Here is a 15,755-nt window from a genome sequence, read left to right as displayed (position 1 = left end):
CCAGACCCGACACAGTGAGGACGGTTCGCCGTTGCGATTCTCAAAACCTCGTGTGGCTGTGTAGCATCCGTTGATATCAGTCTTCTTAAATGGCCGAACGAGGTTTTGAGAAACTGACACCACTATAAAAAGTGAAAGAGCGATAAATCCCAACAGGACTCATCGCTCTTTCGCTATTTACTACTTTCACTCTACACCAACTCCTCTTCCGGCTCTTCTTGACGACGGCGCATTTCCAAAGCCGGGTCTTTCTTACCGAACCACTTCATCCGAATACGCTCGTTGATCCAGTACATACAAGGTACAATTACAAGTGTTAGAATGGTGGAGAACGTTAGGCCGAAGATGATGGTCCAGGCGAGGATGTTCCAGAATACGGAGCTATCGCCACCTACAATGATGTGCGGATCGAAATTACGGAACAGGCCCACGAAATCGACGGTGATGCCCAATGCCAGCGGAATCAGACCCAGTACGGCCGCCGATGCGGTCAGCAATACCGGCGTCAGACGAATACCGCCCGCTTCGATGATGGCTTCGCGCAAGGGGACGCCCCGTCCACGAAGTTCTTCGATGAATTCGATCAGCAGAATCCCGTTCTTCACCACGATACCGGCGAGGGCAATGATACCCACACCCGACATGATGACGGAGAACTCTTTATTGAAAATAACGAACCCGAGCAGTACGCCAATCAACGAGAACAGGATCGTTACGAAGATAATCAGCGGCTTCACCACCGAGTTGAACTGCGTGGCCATAATCAGGTAGATAAGCATCATGGCAATGCCAAAGGCCGATACCAGGAAGCTCATCGACTCCTGCTGATCTTCCTGTTCACCGCCAATTTTGAGCGTATACCCGTTCGGAACCTCAATTTCTTTGATGACTTCCTGAATCTGGGCCACAATCTCGTTGGCGTTATAGCCCGGTACAACGTCAGAACTTAACGTAACAAGGCGCTGCTGATTTTTCCGGTTGATCTGACTGAAGGTTGTCGAGTAACTAATGTTCGCGACGGACGTGATCGGTACCTGACGTAGTTGCCCACCCATGACCATGTCCCGATACACCACATTCAGACTTAACAACTTGTCGATCTGGCTCCGGTCGTCAGATTTCAGACGGACCATGATTGGGTACTCGTCCTTCGCATCCCGGAATTTAGACACCTCTAAACCGAACAGGGCGGTCCGAATGGCCATAGCCACCTGACCTGACGAAATGCCTTCGCGCTCGGCTTTTTCGCGGTCGATGTTGATAACGATTTCCGGCTTGTTGGTAATCAAGTCCGACTTCAACTGGTCGATGCCTTTAATGCCCGCCTGCGAAATCTTCTGGCGAACCTGTTTTTCCAGCTTCTGAAGTTCGCCAAATTCCTCACCGGCAATTTCAATGGCAATCGGCTTACCCGTTGGCGGTCCACTTGATTCCCGCTCTACGGATAGCTCCGTACCGGGCATTCCACTCACCGCCACCCGTACTTTGGCCAGGAGCGAGTCGGTCGAAATACCGTTCCGTTCTTCATTTGGCTTAAAGGCAATCGTCACTTTCGACTTCTGCGGAGTGGCCGAACGGTCGGGATTCATGGGGTCACCGGCGTTTTTACCAACGTTCGAGATTACCGAGTTAACGATGTCAGTAGCCTTGTTATCCTCCAGCACCTTAAATACGCGCTTCTCAATGACTCTGGTTACCGAATCGGTTACGCGGGCATCGGTACCAATTGGCATTACGTTGTACACATAGATGTAATCGGGCTCACCGCTTGGGAAGAACAACACTTTCGGCTTAGCAATACCGACGATAATGAACGTCAGAATCAGCAAACCAAAGGCCGCTGCGATAGCACCCACCGGACGCCATCCCGTCAATATCCACGAAATCAACCGGCGATACCCGTTTTTAAGGGCGGGTAATAAGCCCTCCTGGAAAGGCACGATCAGCTTCGGGGTTAACACGTAATGGTTAAACACATACAGGATAATGAACAGGACGAACAGGTTGCCAATACCCCGGTCTACGACATAGCCCACACCGGCCAGCACCGTCATGATCATAAGCGGCCGCTTGATTTCCTGGAAGGTCTGTTTGTCTTCGTGATTGTCGTCGTCGTGCCGTTTCATGAACGTTACGGCAAACACCGGGTTGATCACGTAGGCAACGAAGAGCGAAGCGAACAGCGTTAGAATAAGCGTCAGGGGCAGGAATTTCATAAACTCACCCACAATACCCGGCCAGAACAACAGCGGGAAGAACGGCGCAATGGTCGTCAAGGTGCCGGACAAAACCGGTACGAATACCTCACCCGCAGCCGCTTTTACAGCCTGTTTGATATCCCAGTCTTTATTCTCGTTAAAAAGCCGGTGCGAGTTTTCGATAACCACAATGGCATCATCCACCACCAGACCTAACCCGAGCAGGAAGGCAAAGAGCACCATCGTGTTCAGCGTAAACGAAGCACCAACAGCGGGTCCTAAAATCGGCATCAGAACAAAAGCGACAAGCGCCGACAGCGGTACCGATAGACCCACGAAAATAGCATCCCGAACGCCCATGAAGAACATCAGGATCAATACCACGAAGATGAAACCCAGCACAACGGTGTTGATCAGGTCATTGACGTTTTCGCGGGTCCGCTCCGACTGGTCGGCGGTGATCTTCACTTCCAGCCCTTCGGGGAAACGGGTTTCCTTATAGTCTTCAATCGTTTTCTCAATGCGGTCGGCGGCCGAGATCAGGTTGGCACCGGCGCGTTTGATTACGTTCAGCGTAACAACCGATTTGTTATTCAGGCGGGCGAAGTTCTGTTGCTCCTCGAAGTTATCCCGAACCTCGGCAATATCGCCGAGCCGAACGGTAGCTCCCGTAGCGGTCCGGATCTGTAGATTCTGAAGCTGAGTAACGTCGGTAAATTCACCTTTCACCCGCACCGTCCGGCGAACCCCGTCGATGGGCAGCTCTCCACCCGATACGTTTACGTTTTCACCCTGAATCGCCTGTTGAATATCCGAGAAAGCCAGACCAGCCGACTGCATCCGGGGCAGGTCGACGTTGATCTGAATTTCGCGATCCAGCGCTCCAACGATGTCTACCCGACGAATTTCGGGCATTCCTTCAATCACGTCCTGTAAGTCCTCGGCGTATTCTTTTAGTTGTTTCAGCGAGAAATTACCGGCCATGTTGATGTTCATGATCGCCATTTCGGAGAAGTCGACATCCTGCGCCGTTGGACCAGCGTCCAGCTTTTGCGGCAAATCAGGCTTCGCTTTATCGATCGCGTCGCGAACCCGTTGCAGGGCTTCGGCCGAATTGACATCCGGATTGAATTCGATTAGAATTACCGACACGTCCTGCAAAGCATTGGATTTAATGCGCTTCACACCCGAGATTGACTTGAGCTGCTTCTCGATCTGCTTGTTGATGGTGTTTTCAATATCAGCCGGGGCCGTTCCTACATACACCGTATTAATATACACCTGCGGAACCTTGATGTCCGGAAATTGCTCTTTCGGCAGGTTGTTATAAACGAACAGCCCACCTATTGTAATCAGGAAGGTGAAGATGTAAATCGCCGTTCGGTTCTCCACGCACCAGTTGGTGAATCCGAGGGTTTTGTACTGTTCAAATTTCATAAAGAAGGAGTTTGTCGGTTTATGGTATTCGGTTTACAGTGATACGTTTTATTACAGCTACCACTGTAAACCGAATACCATAAACGTTATTAAAAATTGATCGCCTGTCCGTCAACCAAATCCTGATAGCCCGTGGTAACGATCTGGTCACCGGCCTGTAATCCCTGCGTGATGGCAATCTGACCGCCATAAGACGGGCCGGTTTTGATGGTCCGTGCTTTAGCTACTTTCTTACCGCCTTCGCTCACCGCTACGTACACTAGTTGCCCGTTTTCTGTGCTCTGGATGAGGTTTTGGTTGATCACAATGGCATTCGCTTTCGTTTCGTCGTTGATCTTGATGCGTGCCAGCATATTCGGTTTCAGCGCATTATCGGATGGGAGAGGGGCCTCAATGGTGAACGTCCGGGTTAGCGCGTCTACCGTTGTTGCCACAAACGAGATGCGCGAGTTCATGGTTTTTTGTAAGTCCGGAAATTCAATCAATACGACATCACCCTTGTGAACACTACCCGAATAGGTATCCGACACTTTGGCCACCACTTTCAGCTGGGCTAAATTCACGACCCGAACCAGTCCCATTCCCGGCGCGGCCGACTGGCCAATTTTGATCATCACCTGATCCACCACCCCCGAAATAGGGGATGCAACCGTTGACTGGCCCAGTTGCGCGTTGAGCGTAGCCAGTCGGCGTTCGAGCGATTCTTTGTTGTTCTTTGCCTGTAGGTACTGTATTTCCGTACCGATCTGCTGATTCCACAAAGCCGCCTGTTTTTCATAAACCGTATTTACCAGTGATAGCTGGGTTTTTACCTCGGCCATCGACTCCCGCAGCAGTTGATCATCAATTTTCGCGATCGCCTGCCCGGCCCGTACCTGATCTCCCTCTTTCACATAAACCGCAGTAACGACACCACCAGATTTAGGCGATACCTGTACGTTGTTCTTTGCATCAATTGTACCCTGTAGTTCCACAAAGTGCTTAAACGTCGTGGCTGCCACTGGCGACACGGTTACTTCTTTTACCCGTTCGTCTTCTTTCTTTTTCGGTTCCAGTTTGGCCAGTTCAGTCTCCAGCGTCTTGATTTTGGTGGTCAACTCCGTCTGCTGCGACTTCAGCTCAGTAAGTTCCGCCCGTTTACCTTGGACATCTGTTTTCTTTTCTCCCGAGCAAGCCGCTAATAAGCTCACCAAGGCAATTGCGTAATATGGTTTCATTTGTAATCGTTTGCAGTGTTAAAAATCGTTCAGGTTACTTCTACACACCGGTTAACAGTGTATGTAGAGCAGTTTAGTTACCGATGTATAGCTTTCCATTCGCCTTATCAGCATCCACTTTGGTTTGCAGGAAGTTGTACAGCGAACCGAAGTAATTCGTTTGCGCCTGCCGAAACGAGTTTTCGGCGTCCAGCACTTCGATGTTCGAGCCAACGCCTTCCTGGTACTTGATCTTGGTTACGCGCGCTACTTCCTGAGCCAGTTCGACATTCCGCTTTTGAGTCCGCAGGGTTTGCAGGCTGTTACCCAACGTGATCGTCGACTGGCGAATTTGCAGATCAATCGAGTTCTTCAGCAATTGGCCGCTATTCTGCGCTTTCTGCAGCGTGAATCGCTTTTGCTGCGCCTGGTATTTCTTCTGAAAACCATCGAAAACGGGTACCGACAGGTTAATACCAACTAGCGCCGAATTGAACCAGGGCGAACCAATTACTTCACTAAATCTATTTCGACCCGTATTGTAGCCGTAATTGGCAAAAGCGCTTAGTCTTGGATAATACAGCTTGGCAACACTCTGAACATCCAGATCGGCCAGTTGAATCTGCGATTGTAATGTTGAAAATTCGATGCGCTGGTTGTAATCGAACTCCGCCGATGACTGAACGGTGCTGCGCTCCATGGCATCGAGATCGATATCCTGAATTTGCTCAGTCAGCGTTATGTTATCATTGATACCCAGCCCCATCTGAAACTTGAGCAGGTAATAACTCAACTCAACGAGATTTTTTACGTTCTGACGTTCAGCTTTCAGGTTATTCACCTGCACTTCAAGGCGGCTCACATCTATTTTTTCGGCAAATCCCTGCTTGTTGAGGGCTTGTGTGTTCTTGAATAAGGTATCAACCCGGGCAATATTCAGATCGAGCAACTTAATCTGTTGTTCGTTCACCAGTACACCGTAGTACGCTTTGGCAACCTGCTCGGCCACGCCGATTTTTGAAGCCATTATGTTTTTCTGCGCCAACTGGCGATACGTCTCAGCCGCTTTCAATCCCAGCCGATACGAAGCGTCGAACAATAGTTGGTTAAGCGTACCCGTCGCATTTCCTGAATAAGCTACGCCAAATTGAACCGCAACCGGAGGATCGCTATCAGACGCATTTTGGTTAAAAAACTTGGCGGGAAGGAAAGCCCGCTGAATAATCAGGTTATCTGATATTGATCCAGCAACACTTACCTGTGGTAAGGCCACCCCCCTGATCTCCTGAATCCGGGCTTCGGAGCTTAGCGCATCCAGCCCCGAATTCTTCACGTTGATGTTATTCTCAATCGCAAACTTGATTGCTTCGTTGAGCGAAAACTCCTGGCGGTTTTGGGCAAGTAATGACCCTGTACTACTCAGTAAGGCGAGCAGCCAGATCACTACCATCTTTCTTGTAAACTTTAACCTCATGGTTGTATTGATTAACGTACTGGTTGTAAATGGTAAAGCCTTTTTCGGTAAGCATACCGCGCACGAAGTGATGAATCAGTTCGTACTGTATGTCATGCATGGAGTATTGGTCGGTGGGAAAAATCTCGTTGTCGAAAGCCAGCTCAATTTGTTCGACGCGCAAACGAGCTAAAATAGCCGGGCTTATGTCGTCTCGGTATAGGCCTTGAGAAATACCTTTTTGTATATTTTCAAGAATAGATCGCATTATCGCATCCTCTTTATACTTACTAAACAGTGTAAAGGCCTGTGGATAGTATCGTTTTACGTCAATAAGTAAATTTGGGCTGACATGGTCGGCGTTTCGCTGCATCATGTTTAGAACGCTCAGAAGCTCCTCAACCGGATTCGCCATCTCAACCACCATACAGTTCATTTCTGAAAGGTTTCGGCCAATTTTGCTCTCAATTACCTGATACAGAATCTGCTCTTTATCAGAAAAATGCTGATAAATCGTTTTCTTGGATATACCAAGATTACGCGCAATATCCTCCATCGTTACAGACCGAACGCCATACTTCCAAAACAACCGCTCGGCCTCTTCCAGAATCCTTTCTTTCATCAATGAATAGAACTTTTACAGGATGAACTCCGGAAACTCAAATATAGTTCGCAGTTTCCAAAGTAAGTTTAGAGAATATGATGAACGGCCGAAATGGTAGAGTGAAACAACCAAAAAGCCCGACGAACCTCTTGGTAGCCGGGCTTTTTGGTACAATTCAACTACAACTTTCTAGTAACCTAACGGTGTTAACTAATTGACAAAGATTTAACTACCGATTTCAAGAAACTGTATATCCGCTTTGACATTGGCGAGAAGCTGGCGGGTACGCTCCGGCCGGGCATCCGTTATAAACAGTTGCCCAAACACACCCTCGTCCATTTGCTGAATGAGCTTCCCGATGCGTCGGTCGTCCAGTTTATCAAAAATATCATCCAGCAGCAGAATAGGTTTTACCCCTTTTTCGGCCTGCAATTGAGCAAACTGGGCTAGTTTCAGAGCAATGACGAACGTTTTCTGTTGGCCCTGCGATCCAAACTTTTTTAGCGGAACGGGCGGTTGACCACCTCCCGACCCAATAATGAATGAGTAATCGTCCTTGTGAATACCCATCGTCGTTCGTTGAAGCACAGTATCACGCCGACGGAAGTGCCTGAACTCGTCGGCAAAGCCGGGGTTACTCACCTCCGACTCGTACAGGATCGTTACTTCTTCCCGGTCATCACTCAGGTAAGCGTAATGCGAGCGGAAGCCTGGCAGAAACTCGTCAATGAACTGACGCCTGCGGTCGTGAATCTTCTGACCTAACTCCAGCAGCGGTTCGTCGTACGTATCCAGCAAGTCGTTGTCCACCTGGTTTCGTTCGGCGAAAAGCTTAAGCAGACTATTTCGTTGCTTCAGTATCTGCTGATACATAAGGTAATTGCGGAGGTACTCCGGGTCGAGTTGCGAGAGAACCCCATCGAAAAAATGCCGCCGATCTTCGCTGTGTTCCCGGACGAGGTCCGTATCATTGGGGGCAACCAGCACCACCGGAAACCGGCCAATGTGTTCGCTAACCCGCTCATACGGTTTCTTGTCAGCCATCAGCACTTTCCGCTGACCTCTTTGTAAACTGATGGTTATCTGAACGGTGCGGTCGTCGTGTTCCTCAAAAATGCCGTCGATGATAAAGTAATCGGTATCGTGCAAAATGCTCAATGCGTCCTGGCTCTGGAAGGCGCTTTTGCTCAGCGACAGGAAGTAGACCGCATCCAGCAAGTTGGTTTTTCCGCTTCCATTAGGCCCTACCAGTACATTTACCTGCCTGCTAAAGGTGTACCGAACATCTTCATAGTTCTTAAAATTGGTCAGGCTTAGCTTTTCAAGATGCATGAGAGTAGCAGATAACGCGATAATGCGTAATTTCGCAGGAATTAGTTGTGCATTTGGTCACTATAACTGTGTGCGCAACCAGTTTGGCAACAAAGATACGGTCGGTTTGTTAGGTTAACAGACCCTTAGCCGGTTAGCCAGGTACGGCAGAGCGCCTGCGATAGCTCATTTTATCGAACACATTCCTCATGGCAAGCGTCAAAGAGAAATCCAAACAGAATGGTAAAGCTCCGGCAGCTCCGGCAGCCGTAGCCGAGAAAATACAGCACCCCAAAGAGCGGTACATGTATTGGTATGAATCCATGCAGTTGCAGCGGAAATTTGAAGAGAAAGCCGGTCAATTGTACGGTCAACAAAAAATCCGTGGGTTTTGCCATCTTTACATTGGTCAGGAAGCCTGCTCTTCGGGCTCTTATACGGCCCTGACAAAAGATGACAAGTGGATTACCGCTTACCGCGATCATGGTATCCCAATTGCCCTGGGCTCCGACCCAAAAGCAATTATGGCCGAGCTGTTCGCCAAACAAACCGGCTCCTCGAAAGGGAAAGGCGGTTCGATGCACATCTTCGATAAATCGGTCAATTTTATTGGTGGTCACGGTATTGTAGGTGCTCAAATCCCAATGGGTGCGGGCATTGCTTTCACCGAAAAATATAATAAGACCGGTAACCTCTGCATCACCTTTATGGGCGATGGTGCCGTTCGTCAGGGTGCCCTGCACGAGGCTTTCAACATGGCCATGCTGTGGAAATTACCTGTTATTTTCGTCGTTGAGAACAACGGCTACGCTATGGGAACCTCCGTTGAGCGTACCTCAAACGTAACCGATCTGTATACCCTGGCCGAGGCTTATGACATGCCTTCTGAACCGGTCGATGCGATGAACGTTGAAGCCGTTCACGAAGCGGTAAGCCGTGCCGCCGAACGTGCCCGTGCCGGTGAGGGACCAACGTTCCTTGAGTTTCGGACATACCGGTATCGTGGTCACTCGATGTCGGATCCGCAGAAATACCGTAAGAAAGAAGAAGTCGAGGAGTACAAACTCCGCGACCCAATTGAGCAAGTGAAAGCCACGATCCTTGAGAAAGGTCTGGCTACTCAGGAAGACCTGAATGCGATCGACCAGAAAATAAAAGGTATTGTTGACGAGTCGGTCAAGTTTGCTGAAGAGTCTCCTTATCCGGCTCCTGAAGAAGCATTCAAAGACGTTTACATGCAGGAAGATTATCCATTTTTGATGGAATAGATCCTTGCTGGAATCAAGTACATTGAGAGCGTCCGGGTTATTTATCTGGGCGCTCTTTTTTGTTAATAGTGTCTATTTTACAGCCTTTTACAAATTGCTTTTGTAGGTTTGAACATTTTGCCAAAATTAAATGTATATACATCAAATGTAGAAACATTTAAAACCTTTTAGCCAGTTAGAAACTTTAAATATTTATGGAAACGCTCATAAACGGCTTGCACCACGTTACTACCTTAGCAGGTGATACCCAACGGAATGTTGACTACTATACAGACATTTTGGGATTACGGCTGGTTAAAAAAACCGTCAATTTCGATGCCCCGGATGTTTACCATTTATATTATGGAAACGAAACGGGTTCGCCTGGTACTATATTAACCTTTTTCCCATACGGCAATTTACCCCGTGGACGAAAAGGTGTTGGGCAATTAACGTACACGGCGTTTTCGGCACCAATTGCATCTCTTAGCTTTTGGATGGACCGACTGCACGAACGGAATATTCCGTATGCTGGTCCGTACAAACGGTTTTCGGAATCGTATGTACGTTTTGAGGATTTTGACGGCATGGGTATTGAACTCGTCTTTACGGATGAGGACCAGCGCCCCGGCTGGGCCAACGGCCGGATACCCGCTGAGTACGCTGTACGAGGTTTTCATACAGTGACTCTGAACGAAATCAATCCTGACCGGACCGTTAAATTGTTAACGGAAACCATGCAGCATACACTTGTAGGGGAGGAAGAAGGCCGTTTCCGGTTCAAAGCGGGTGTTGGCGGTTCCGGTAACTTTGTCGACGTATTACATTCTCCTAAAGACGTACATGCGTTGCAGGGGGCTGGTTCGGTTCACCACGTCGCTTTCTCGACGGATTCCGACGAAACGCAGTTAATTATTCAACAGCAGTTATCCGAATCCGGTTATCATGTTACCCCCGTTCAGGATCGAAATTACTTTAACAGTATCTACTTCCGTGAGCCGGGCGGAATCCTGTTTGAAATAGCAACCAATCCTCCTGGATTTACCGTTGATGAGCCCCTCGCGGAATTGGGTACAGCTTTAAAACTGCCCCCACAATATGAACCCCGACGGGCCAAAATTGAAGCCGGGTTGCCTGTAATCAGTCTGATATAACTTTTTAAACAGAGTGGCATGTAGAACACTAGGTTTTAGCATTTATCAATTCGTTGTGTTCTCCGTGCCACTATGTTCATCCACTTATGATACACAATCCGAACAACATCCATACGGCGGGAAAACCGTTGGAAGAAGCTACCAAAGTCATGGTTATGGTTCATGGCCGCGGGGGTTCAGCACGGGATATTTTGTCCTTATCCAATCATATTCAGGATAAAGATTTTGCCTTTATCGCTCCAGAAGCTCAGGGAAATACTTGGTATCCGCATTCATTTCTGCGGCCGATGAATGAAAATGAACCGTATTTATCCTCGGCTCTCGAAGTACTGGCAAGCTTACGCGGTCGGCTTCAGGCTGACTTTAATTTCAAATTACCGCAAATTTACTGGCTCGGTTTTTCGCAGGGGGCCTGTCTAATGCTCGAATTTGTCGCCCGCAATGCTACGGAATATGGGGGGGTGTTTGGCCTTAGTGGCGGATTAATCGGCCCGGACGGTACTCCCCGTACCTACGAAGGGTCACTTACTAAAACACCGATCTTTTTGGGCTGCAGTGATACCGATTCTCATATACCAAAAAATCGCGTTCTGGAATCTGAGACTATATTTCAGGGTTTAGGGGCCGACGTCACGACTAAATTGTACCCAAATTTTCCGCATAGTATTAACGAAGATGAGCTAAACATTGTTAATTTGCTGATAGCCGGAGACCGACCACGTCCGGCTCTTATTTAACGATAACGCCTATGAGCCAATATATGGTTGAATTTGATCTTCCGACCGTGCTGGATGAAGGATTTGAGAACCGCATTCCTGCCCAACGGCTCAAAGTGGAGGAGTTGATGGAAAAGGGGTTTTTACTGTCATATTCACTTTCTATTGATCGACATAAACTTTGGTGCATTTGTAAAGCAGATTCGGAACTGGAAGTAATTGAATTTATTTCAGAGTTTCCATTGATCAAGTACATGACACCCATGATCACAGAGCTTATGTTTCATAATATGGTAGCCGCTCGAATTCCGCTCTTCTCTTTAAATTAATCATCTCACAAAACCCTCTGATTTTAGAGGGTTTTTTTATTTACTAAAATTGTACTTTTGTAAGTAATTTGTATTCTCATTCACTTAAGTAACCAGGGTATAAGTGGTTACTTAGCATTACAACTGCTTGATTTTCAGTTTCACGTGAAACTATTACTCTTTATATTCTCAAGCACTTCTTTATAAAAATCTCATGACACCCAACATCCTCATTTGTCAGACTGAACGCGAATTAGAAGCCCATTTTGCGAACGATTTTATTGCCAACATTGACGGAAAACATGCCCTAACTTTACGACAGTTTTACGAAGAAATGGCTGATTTACTGGAGATTCCAAACTTCGGTTTTACACTGGAAGCTCTTAACGATTCGTTAAATGATCTTCAATGGCTGGAAGATGAACGGTTAATTTTATACTTTACAAACACAAACGAATTCATCAATAAAGAGCGCGACCCAGCCAAAATTGGCAGCGTGCTCAGCATTCTGGACGCCACCGCCGAAGATTGGAAATGGGTAGACGAGGATGAAGCACTCGATAGAAAAGAGATTATTATCGTTTTCGAAGAGAGCCCGCGCATTCGTAAGCTGCTCGACGGGGAAAGTATAGCCTATGCCCAATTATCGGAGCTTAAATAATCCTTTGACGCAACAAATTTTCAAAACCCGCTGTTACACGATTATGCCGCCGGAAAGACCTTCCAGCGGCTTTTCGTGTGTGTCATACAACCTGACTTCCGTTTGAAACCTGACGAATTACTCGGCCTCTATGCCGACGATAGTTTTATTAAACTACTGGCAGAACCGTTCAGTCGTAAACCATCCAGCGAGCCACAGCGATTGCAAATTAAAGGCTTGGCCGGAAGTCTGGACGCTGTGCTGGCATCAACAATCTTTAAGACGGTTGGCGGAAACCACTTATACATTTTGACTGATCGGGATGAAGCGGCCTACTTCTTTAATGATTTGCAAAATTTGTTGGGAAGGGAAGTGCTGCTATTCCCAATGTCCTATAAAAAGCCGTACCAATACGAGGAGATTGAGAACGCCAATGTGTTGATGCGAGCCGAAGTACTTAATAAGCTGAACCCGGCACCGAAAGATGGCTTATTAATGGTTACCTATCCCGAAGCTCTTTCGGAAAAGGTAATCAATAAACGTTCTCTACAAGCCAATACTCTAACGATTCGGGTAGGTGAGAAGCTGGATACGCATTTCGTTTCCGAATTACTTCAGACTTACGAGTTCGAAAAGACTGATTTTGTCTACGAAGCCGGACAATTCTCGGTAAGGGGAGGTATCATTGATGTCTTTTCCTTCGCCAGCGAGTTTCCGTTTCGGATAGATCTGTTTGACGATGAGGTAGAAAGCATTCGAAAATTCAATCCAGAGTCGCAGTTATCAACAGATCCGGTAGAGTTTATCAACATCATCCCGAACATTCAGACAAAACTGGTTCAGGAAAGCCGTGAGCCCTTCTTCGATTTTCTCCCGGAGGCCACAACTGTCTGGGCAAAAGATGTCGAATTTACGCTGGAGATCATTGAAAAATGTTTCGAAAAAGCAGAGCAGAGTTTTGCTACCGTCCTGGCTAACAGCGGTGGCATTAAGGTTGTTTCTGATCCAAACTCACTATTTGAAACTCGGCGCACTTTTCTGAATGAGTTAAAACGGTTACGAACAGTCGAGTTTGGACGCAAATTCTATTTTAAAACCGAAGGCCGTCAACAGTACAGTTCAAAGCCACAGCCATCTTTTAATAAAGATTTCAAGCGCTTGATCGATACACTGGGCGATAACCAGTCTAAGGGATTTACCAACATTATTGCGGGGGAATCATACAAACAGCTTGATCGCTTAAGGACAATTTTCGAGGAGCTTGACCCCTTTGTCAAGTTTCAACCTATGAATATCGGGCTACGAGAAGGCTTCATGGACGAAGCGTTGAAAATCGCTTGTTTCACCGATCACCAGATATTCGACCGGTATTACAAATACCGCGTTCAGGACAAATTCTCGAAGTCAAAAGCATTAACCCTTCGTGAGTTAAAAACCCTTCAACCGGGCGATTATGTCACGCATGTTGATTATGGAATCGGTCGGTTCGCCGGTCTTGAAAAAGTTGATCATTCCGGAAATGAGCAGGAAGCAATCCGACTCATATACCGTGATAATGACATCTTGCTGGTCAGTATTCACAGTCTTCACAAGATAGCCAAATACAGTGGTAGGGAAGGGGGCCCACCAACGATGAGTAAGCTTGGCTCGCAGGAATGGGAGCAGAAAAAATCCCGTATCCGGAAGCAGGTAAAAGACATAGCGCGTGAGCTGATTGCCCTGTACGCCAAACGTCGAACAGCGCCTGGCTTTGCCTACAGCCGCGATAGTTTCCTGCAAGCCGAACTCGAATCGTCATTTCTCTACGAGGATACCCCCGATCAGGCTAAAGCGACCAACGACGTTAAAGATGATATGGAACGTCCGCACCCAATGGACCGTCTGGTCTGTGGCGATGTAGGCTTTGGCAAGACAGAAATTGCCATACGGGCAGCCTTTAAGGCCGTAACGGATAATAAACAAGTGGCAGTATTGGTACCAACGACCATTCTGGCTATGCAGCACTTCAAAACATTTTCGGAGCGTATGGCCGACTTTCCGGTCAAGATTGAGTACATTAATCGGTTTCGATCGGCAGGACAGATCAAGGAAATCTTAAAAGGGGTTACATCTGGCGAAATTGGGATTCTGATTGGTACCCATCGCATTGTGAACAAAGACATCAAATTCAAGGATTTAGGCCTGCTGGTCATTGATGAAGAACAGAAATTTGGCGTAAAAACCAAAGATCGGTTGAAAGAAATGCGTGTTGAAGTTGATGTTCTTACCCTTACAGCCACGCCTATTCCACGCACGCTACACTTCTCCTTAATGGGCGCACGGGACTTATCCGTTATTGCCACACCACCACCAAACCGACAACCCGTAACGACAGAAGTTCACGCGTTTAACGAAGCGACAATCAGGGATGCAGTCAGTTATGAAATTCGTCGTGGCGGGCAGGTATTTTTTGTTCATAATCGGGTCAATGACATCGAGTCGATTGGAAACTTGATCATGCGTCTTGTTCCTGAAGCCCGTGTTGGCGTTGCGCATGGACAGATGGAGGGAGATCGACTGGAGCGAATGATGACCCGCTTCATTGAAGGTGATTATGACGTACTGATTTCAACGAATATCATTGAATCAGGCTTGGATATACCAAACGCGAATACGATTCTGATCAACAATGCACATTATTTTGGTTTATCAGACCTTCACCAGATGCGCGGCAGAGTAGGACGGTCAAATCGTAAAGCGTTTTGTTATCTGCTTACACCACCGCCCTCTGTACTTACCGCCGATGCCCGCAAACGACTGCAAACACTCGAAGATTTCTCTGATTTGGGTGAAGGGTTTAAAATAGCCATGCGCGATCTGGACATTCGGGGAGCTGGAAATTTACTAGGAGCCGAACAGAGTGGATTTGTAAATGATCTTGGCTTTGAAATGTACCATAAAGTACTTGACGAAGCTGTTCAGGAATTGCGGGAAAATGAGTTTAAAGACCTCTTCGAAACAAAGCCGGGCGATCTAAAACTATCTCTTCCAGACACAGTCATCGAAACTGATTTACAAGTTGTTATTCCAGAAAAGTATGTATCGAATATTTCGGAACGATTAGCGTTATATACTCGCCTTGACAGTCTTAAGAACAACGATGAGGTTCAGGCCTTTCGGCAGGAAGTTATCGACCGGTTCGGGCCAATGCCAGAAGAAGTCGAAAACCTCATTAAAATGGTAAATGTTCGCTGGAAAGCAGAGCAATTGTACCTTGAAAAACTGACGCTTAAGAATAATATCATGAAAGGATACTTCGTTTCTAACGGGAACGATGAGTTCTTTAAGTCTGACCAGTTTGGCAAGGTAATTGAGTACATCAAGCGAAACCCAACTAAAAGTTCGTTAAAGGAGTCAAAGGGAAGGCCAATTATAACGCATTCCGACGTTTATTCAGTCGAGCAATTAGACGAAATAATGGGCGCATTGACAAATTAATTACGATTTTTGCA

General features: G+C 47.2%; 11 protein-coding genes. 6 read left to right on the top strand and 5 right to left on the bottom strand.

The genetic code is table 11. The features are described from left to right. Positions 1–191: 191 nt before the first annotated feature. The 5 genes from CRO74_RS25100 to recF form a co-directional block, all read right to left on the bottom strand. Positions 192–3,635 (bottom strand): efflux RND transporter permease subunit, encoded by a 3,444-nt coding sequence (locus CRO74_RS25100; RefSeq protein ID WP_097130031.1) that lies wholly within the window; start codon positions 3,633–3,635, stop codon positions 192–194. Positions 3,636–3,724: 89 nt separating this feature from the next. Continuing rightward, on the bottom strand, positions 3,725–4,852 hold the full coding sequence (locus CRO74_RS25095; protein WP_097130030.1) for an efflux RND transporter periplasmic adaptor subunit: 1,128 nt from the start codon (positions 4,850–4,852) through the stop codon (positions 3,725–3,727). Between the two features lie 73 nt (positions 4,853–4,925). Further along, positions 4,926–6,305 carry a TolC family protein gene (locus CRO74_RS25090; protein WP_245877979.1) on the bottom strand — a complete coding sequence of 460 codons (1,380 nt, stop codon included), beginning with the start codon at positions 6,303–6,305 and terminating at the stop codon, positions 4,926–4,928. Further along, entirely contained in the window at positions 6,247–6,906 is a 660-nt protein-coding gene (locus CRO74_RS25085) for a TetR/AcrR family transcriptional regulator (protein WP_097130027.1), read from the bottom strand. The genes CRO74_RS25090 and CRO74_RS25085 overlap by 59 nt, the downstream gene beginning before the upstream one ends. 207 nt (positions 6,907–7,113) lie before the next feature. Beyond that, the gene (gene recF, locus CRO74_RS25080; RefSeq protein WP_097130025.1) at positions 7,114–8,220 is read right to left on the bottom strand and encodes a DNA replication/repair protein RecF; all 1,107 of its coding nucleotides are present in this window, start codon (positions 8,218–8,220) and stop codon (positions 7,114–7,116) included. A 188-nt stretch (positions 8,221–8,408) separates the two neighbouring features. On the opposite strand from recF, the gene pdhA reads away from it, so the two are divergent. From pdhA to mfd, 6 genes are all read left to right on the top strand, one after another. Further along, complete coding sequence (pdhA, locus tag CRO74_RS25075) at positions 8,409–9,467, top strand: pyruvate dehydrogenase (acetyl-transferring) E1 component subunit alpha (protein WP_097130022.1); 1,059 nt, start codon at positions 8,409–8,411, stop codon at positions 9,465–9,467. Between the two features lie 194 nt (positions 9,468–9,661). Further along, positions 9,662–10,600: a ring-cleaving dioxygenase gene (locus tag CRO74_RS25070; RefSeq protein WP_097130020.1), complete on the top strand. Its 939-nt coding sequence runs from the start codon at positions 9,662–9,664 to the stop codon at positions 10,598–10,600. 86 nt (positions 10,601–10,686) lie between these two features. Continuing rightward, positions 10,687–11,337: an alpha/beta hydrolase gene (locus tag CRO74_RS25065; protein WP_097130018.1), complete on the top strand. Its 651-nt coding sequence runs from the start codon at positions 10,687–10,689 to the stop codon at positions 11,335–11,337. Between the two features lie 11 nt (positions 11,338–11,348). After that, entirely contained in the window at positions 11,349–11,645 is a 297-nt protein-coding gene (locus tag CRO74_RS25060) for a muconolactone Delta-isomerase family protein (protein WP_097130016.1), read from the top strand. 193 nt (positions 11,646–11,838) lie between these two features. Next, positions 11,839–12,285, top strand: a complete 447-nt coding sequence (locus tag CRO74_RS25055; protein WP_097130014.1) for a barstar family protein — start codon at positions 11,839–11,841, stop codon at positions 12,283–12,285. 102 nt (positions 12,286–12,387) lie between these two features. Next, positions 12,388–15,741, top strand: a complete 3,354-nt coding sequence (mfd, locus tag CRO74_RS25050) for a transcription-repair coupling factor (protein ID WP_097130012.1) — start codon at positions 12,388–12,390, stop codon at positions 15,739–15,741. The last annotated feature ends 14 nt before the right edge of the window (positions 15,742–15,755 follow it).

The organism is Spirosoma fluviale (assembly GCF_900230225.1).
Classification (GTDB): Bacteria; Bacteroidota; Bacteroidia; order Cytophagales; family Spirosomataceae; genus Spirosoma; species Spirosoma fluviale.
This window is presented reverse-complemented; position numbering and strand designations above follow the sequence as displayed.

Excerpts from the sequence above, each read along its gene's own strand:
- CRO74_RS25065 (WP_097130018.1), top strand. The coding sequence starts at position 10,687 with ATGATACACAATCCGAACAACATCCATACGGCGGGAAAACCGTTGGAA.
- CRO74_RS25095 (WP_097130030.1), bottom strand. The coding sequence starts at position 4,852 with ATGAAACCATATTACGCAATTGCCTTGGTGAGCTTATTAGCGGCTTGC.
- pdhA (WP_097130022.1), top strand. The coding sequence starts at position 8,409 with ATGGCAAGCGTCAAAGAGAAATCCAAACAGAATGGTAAAGCTCCGGCA.
- recF (WP_097130025.1), bottom strand. The coding sequence starts at position 8,220 with ATGCATCTTGAAAAGCTAAGCCTGACCAATTTTAAGAACTATGAAGAT.
- CRO74_RS25085 (WP_097130027.1), bottom strand. The coding sequence starts at position 6,906 with ATGAAAGAAAGGATTCTGGAAGAGGCCGAGCGGTTGTTTTGGAAGTAT.
- CRO74_RS25055 (WP_097130014.1), top strand. The coding sequence starts at position 11,839 with ATGACACCCAACATCCTCATTTGTCAGACTGAACGCGAATTAGAAGCC.
- CRO74_RS25090 (WP_245877979.1), bottom strand. The coding sequence starts at position 6,305 with ATGAGGTTAAAGTTTACAAGAAAGATGGTAGTGATCTGGCTGCTCGCC.
- CRO74_RS25100 (WP_097130031.1), bottom strand. The coding sequence starts at position 3,635 with ATGAAATTTGAACAGTACAAAACCCTCGGATTCACCAACTGGTGCGTG.
- CRO74_RS25070 (WP_097130020.1), top strand. The coding sequence starts at position 9,662 with ATGGAAACGCTCATAAACGGCTTGCACCACGTTACTACCTTAGCAGGT.
- CRO74_RS25060 (WP_097130016.1), top strand. The coding sequence starts at position 11,349 with ATGAGCCAATATATGGTTGAATTTGATCTTCCGACCGTGCTGGATGAA.